The sequence below is a fragment of the Nonomuraea sp. NPDC049784 genome (assembly GCF_040659615.1).
GTDB lineage: Bacteria > Actinomycetota > Actinomycetes > Streptosporangiales > Streptosporangiaceae > Nonomuraea.
On sequence record NZ_JBFAMX010000717.1, the window covers coordinates 1 to 4,718 of the forward strand.

The 4,718-nt window shown below is 72.1% G+C and carries 5 protein-coding genes; 3 read left to right on the top strand and 2 right to left on the bottom strand.

Annotation, left to right across the window (positions count from 1 at the left end; translation table 11 throughout):
• The first annotated feature begins 121 nt into the window (after positions 1 to 121).
• The 3 genes from AB0J09_RS56660 to AB0J09_RS56670 are packed head-to-tail and all read left to right on the top strand — an operon-like array spanning position 122 to position 2,543.
• Positions 122 to 835: an ABC transporter permease gene (locus AB0J09_RS56660; protein WP_360710984.1), complete on the top strand. Its 714-nt coding sequence runs from the start codon at positions 122 to 124 to the stop codon at positions 833 to 835.
• Positions 836 to 855: 20 nt separating this feature from the next.
• Positions 856 to 1,941, top strand: a complete 1,086-nt coding sequence (locus AB0J09_RS56665; RefSeq protein ID WP_360710987.1) for a histidine kinase — start codon at positions 856 to 858, stop codon at positions 1,939 to 1,941.
• The gene (locus AB0J09_RS56670; protein ID WP_360710990.1) at positions 1,938 to 2,543 is read left to right on the top strand and encodes a response regulator transcription factor; all 606 of its coding nucleotides are present in this window, start codon (positions 1,938 to 1,940) and stop codon (positions 2,541 to 2,543) included. Before AB0J09_RS56665 ends, AB0J09_RS56670 begins: the two co-directional genes overlap by 4 nt.
• A gap of 35 nt (positions 2,544 to 2,578) precedes the next feature.
• Here the strand turns inward: AB0J09_RS56670 and npdG are convergent, their stop codons facing one another.
• Together npdG and AB0J09_RS56680 are read right to left on the bottom strand one after the other, a co-directional pair.
• Positions 2,579 to 3,232 carry an NADPH-dependent F420 reductase gene (gene npdG / locus AB0J09_RS56675; RefSeq protein ID WP_360710993.1) on the bottom strand — a complete coding sequence of 218 codons (654 nt, stop codon included), beginning with the start codon at positions 3,230 to 3,232 and terminating at the stop codon, positions 2,579 to 2,581.
• A gap of 87 nt (positions 3,233 to 3,319) precedes the next feature.
• Positions 3,320 to 4,462 (bottom strand): lipase family protein, encoded by a 1,143-nt coding sequence (locus tag AB0J09_RS56680; protein ID WP_360710996.1) that lies wholly within the window; start codon positions 4,460 to 4,462, stop codon positions 3,320 to 3,322.
• Positions 4,463 to 4,718: the final 256 nt, after the last annotated feature.

A 4,718-nucleotide genomic window follows, 5' to 3' on the forward strand; every position in this document is an offset into this window, starting at 1 on the left:
CCGACCTGGCCGCGCAGACGCTGCTGACCTGGGCGGCCGAGCGCGGCATGCGCCTGGCGGGCCTCGAGGTCCGTACGGCCACCCTCGAAGACCTGTTCCTGGACCTCGCGAGGAGCGCCCGATGAGCCTGGCCGCCACCTACCGCCTCGGCACACGCCTGTTCTGGCGGGACAAGACCATGCTGTTGGGCTCGGTGGTCACCCCGGTGGGGCTGGCCGTCGGGCTGCCGCTGCTGATGAAGAACGTCCAGAGCGTCTCCGCCGCCACCTCGGTCTTCCAGAGCGCGATCTCGATCCTGCTGGCGATCACCGCGTTCATGAACATCACCGTCGCCCTGGCCACCCGCCGCGACCAGCTCGTGCTCAAGCGGCTGCGGGCCGGCCGCCTGACGGACGGGCAGATCCTGCTCGGCCAGATCGCCAGCACGGCCACGCAGACCATGGCCATGATCGTGCTGTGCACGGTGGCCGTGCGGCTCGTGGCCGATGTCCCGCTGCCCGGTGACCCGCTGGGGTTCGCCGCGATCACGGTCGCGGGGTCGGCCGTGCTGTCCCTGCTCGGCGCCGCGTACACGGCCGCGATCCCACGCGCCGAGCTGGCCGCGGCGTTCACCATGCCCGTCTTCCTGGTGGCCGGGGTCTCGGCGGGCGCGATGGGGCCCATCCCGCTGCCCTCGTGGCTGCGGCCCGCCCTGGACCTGCTGCCCACCACAGCCGTCGTGAACGCCCTCAAGACCGGCGACCTGGCCGCGCCCGCCCTGGTCCTGGCCGCCTGGACCGTCGTCGGGCTCGTCGCGATCCGGCTGTGGTTCCGCTGGGAACCCCGTCGTTCGTAGGGCAGGTCATAATCGTCGCCGTGGTCTCCAAATCGGCGAGGCGGCTCGCGAGCGGCCTCATCACCGCCGTCTCCGTCGCCTACGCGGTGATCGCGCTGCTCTACTTCTTGCACGGCCCGGCTTTCGGCACGACGGCCGGCCTCGCGATCCTCGCCGTGATCTCCACGCACTACCTGAACATGCGAGCGGGCCTGCGCGGCGAGCGCCCGCCCGGCTTCCCGCTCACGCTCGTGCTCCAGGCGGTCGCCACGTACCTGCCGGACTTCCTGCTGCCCGGCGGCATGTCGGCGGTGGCCGCGCCGATGCTGGCCGGGACGCTGCTGGTGTTCCTGCCGCTGGGCTGGGGCGGCGCGCTCGTCGGGCTCATGATGCTGTATGAGGGCGCCGCATTGTGGATGAGCGTCGACTTGTCGGTGGTCACGCTCTTCTACGTCGTCACCGTGCCGACGACGGGCGCCATGATCTACGCGCTGGTGCGGTTCGTACGCGTGACCGCGGACCTGGAACAGGCCAGGGCCGAGCTGGCGGACGCCGCGGTGCTCAAGGAGCGCCTGCGCATCTCCCGCGACCTGCACGACGGCCTCGGGCGCAGCCTCACCGCGATCGCGCTCAAGGGCGACCTGGCCTCCCGGCTGGTGGAACGCGACCCCGCCGCCGCCCGGACGGAGGTGCACGAGCTGGTGCAGGTCGCCAGGGAGGCGGCCCAGGACGTGCGCCAGGTGGCCAGGGGCTACCGGGCGATGTCGCTGACGGGCGAGGTGGACCGGGCGGTGGCGCTGCTGGAGTCGTCGGGCATCGGCGTCCAGGCGCACCTGGCCGACGTGGCGGTGCCGATACGCTCGGAGGAGGCGCTGGCCTGGGCCGTACGCGAGGCGGTCACCAACGTGCTGCGCCACAGCAGGGCCACGACCTGCACGATCACCACCTCCGTGAACGGCGGCAGGCTACGGCTCGAGGTCGCCAACGACGGCGCCCTCGAGTCTTCGAGCCCTGCGGGAGGGGGTCTCACGGGGCTGGCTGAGCGGGCGGCCCAGGCGGGCGGCTCCTGCACCGCCACCCCGACGGGAGCGGGCGGCTTCCTCCTGGCCATGGAGGTCGAGGCGTGATCAGGGTTCTGCTGGCCGAGGACATGCACATGATCCGCGCGGCGCTCACCGCCCTGCTCCGGCTGGAGGCGGACATCGAGGTGGTCGCGGAGGTGACCCGGGGCGACGAGATCGTGCCCGAGGCCCTCCGGGTCCGGCCCGACGTCGCGGTGGTGGACATCGACCTGCCGGTCGTGGACGGCATCACCGCGGCCGCCACGCTCCTGGAGCGCCTTCCGTCGTGCCGAGTGCTGGTGCTCACGGCCATGGGCCAGCCGGGCCACGTACGCAGGGCGCTGGCCGCGGGCATCGAGGCGTTCCTGGTCAAGGACGCCCCCGGCGACCGGCTGGCGGACGCGATCAGGCGCACCGCGTCCGGGCTGCGCGTACTGGACACCGAGCTGGTGTCCTCGGCGATGCAGTACGGCGAGAGCCCCCTGACGCCGCGTGAGTCCACGGTCCTCAAGGAGGCCGCCAGGGGCGCCTCGGCCGAGGAGATCGCCTCCCGCCTCCACCTCTCGCCCGGCACCGTACGCAACTACCTGACCGGGGCGATCACCAAGACGGGGGCCCGCAACAAGATCGACGCCATCCGCATCGCCGAGGACGCCGGCTGGCTGTGACCCCACCCGGGCCGAAGTACGGCGGCGCCTCCGGGTCAGATGTCGGTGATGCGCAGCCCGGCGTGGGCCTTGTAGCGCCGGTTCACGGCGATGATGTTGGCGGTCAGCGCCTCGATCTGGTGAGCGTTCCGCAGCCGCCCCCCGTAGACGCCGCGCACCCCCGGGATAACCTCGGCCAGCGCCTGCACCGTGTCGGTGGCCTCGCGATCGTCGCCGAGCACCAGAATGTCGAGGTCCACCTTCTCCACCGCCGGATCCATCAGCAGGACCGCCGACACGTGGTGGAAGGCCGCCACCACCCGGCTCTCGGTCAGCACCGCGGCGGCCTGCTGCGCCGCGCTCCCCTCCTCCACCGGCAGCGCGTAGGCGCCCTGCTTGTCGAACCCGAGCGGGTTCACGCAGTCGACCACGATCTTCCCGGCCAGCTCAGTGCGCAGTGACTCCAGCAGCGCCTTGTGCCCCTCGTACGGCACCGCCACGATCACGATGTCGGCCTGGGCGGCGACGACGCCGTTCTCGGCGCCGGTCGCGCCGCCGCCGATGTCGGCGGCCGCGTCCTGGGCGCGCTGCGCGCTACGCGACCCGATCAGCACCTGGTGCCCCGCCAGCGCGAACCGCCGCGCCAGCCCCTTCCCCTGGTCGCCGGTGCCGCCAAGGATGGCGATGGAAAGCCCGCTCACATCTGTCATACGCCCGATGATGCCAGCCCCGAGGGACTGCACCGGCCCTCGGGGGCGGGGCCGGGCCCGGCGAGGCGGGCCCGGCCGGGATGCGGGCTAGCAGTTCCCGATGGCGGGCAGCCCGAGTATCCGCAGGGCCAGCCATTCGATGGCCAGCGGCCCTCCTTCGACAGCGCCCGTGACATGGCTGGGCGCGGGCACAGCGGTCCACCGCACGTTCACGCCGGCCCGGCAGTACTCGGACCGCAGCGTGGACCCGACGGCGAGCGGGATGATCTCGTCCCCCTGCGCGTGATACAGGAACATCGGCACCCGGGGAGCCACGGCGCCCAGACGGTTCTGCCCGAGCCGGGCCAGCCACTTCGGCTGGTTGAGCAGGTCGACCGGGCTCAGGTCGGAGAAGCTGAGCCCGGCCAGCTTGTCCAGGTCGCCCACGCAGTCGTCGGCGGCGTCGGCGAGCAGAGCGCGTCCCCGGTCGTTGAGGTCGGCTTCGAGGTTCAGCTCGGGATAGGCCGCGTCGAGCCCGACCCCGGCCGCCGCCGCCAGCCCGAAGTTCGGCCCGCCGTCCAGGTGGTCCGCGACCGCGTGCAGGTCGGCGGGCACGCCACCGGCCGCGACGCCTTTGAGTCGCAGCTCGGGCGCGTACGACGGCTGCAGCTGCGCCGCCCACCCGGCCGACGCGCCGCCCTGGGAGTAGCCCATGACGGCGACGGGCGCCCGGCTCGACAGCCCGGCCCCGGACACACGGGTGGCGGCCCTGATCGAGTCGAGCACGGCGTGCCCCTGCGAGATCCCGGCCATGTACGTGTGCGGCCCGGGCGTGCCGAGCCCCTCGTAGTCGGTCATGGCCACCGCGAACCCCTTGAGCAGGAACAGGCTCACCAGCGCGAGCTCGGCCTCCCGGCCCTGGCTCATGCTGACCGAGGGGGCGCACTGGTCGCCGAGCCCGTGGGTGCCCACGGCGTACCCGATGATGGGGCGCGCTCCGAGCGGATAACTGCTCTTGGGCACGAGCAGCGTCCCCGACACGGTGTTGATCGAGCCGGTGGCGGAGGTGGAGTTGTAGAGAAGGTGCCAGGAGTTGACCGGGATCTCCAGCAGCTTGCCCGGCAGGAGGTAGACGGTGGTGGGCTGGGCGGAGACCACATCTCCCGGAGCCGCGGCGCGGGCCGGGGTCGTGATGAGGGACATGATCAATAACAGGATCATGGACATGCTGACGCGGACACGTAAGGTCATGTGCCGCCCCTCTCCGTGAGGACCACATACTTGGGACGGCGGCGCCGCGAGCCGATCGTTACCCGTGAGTAACCCCGTGTCAAGGCCCGAAATGACGCGGAAACACACCTCGTGTCAACACATCACTCCCGAATCAGCCACCCCGCGGGTGCTGGTCGGGCACCATGGGTGACATGGACTCAGGATCGGTGGCCCTGCTGCGCGAGCTCCTGGCCGAGACCGGCTGGCTCGAACGCACCCGCGAGCTGGGCGTCGC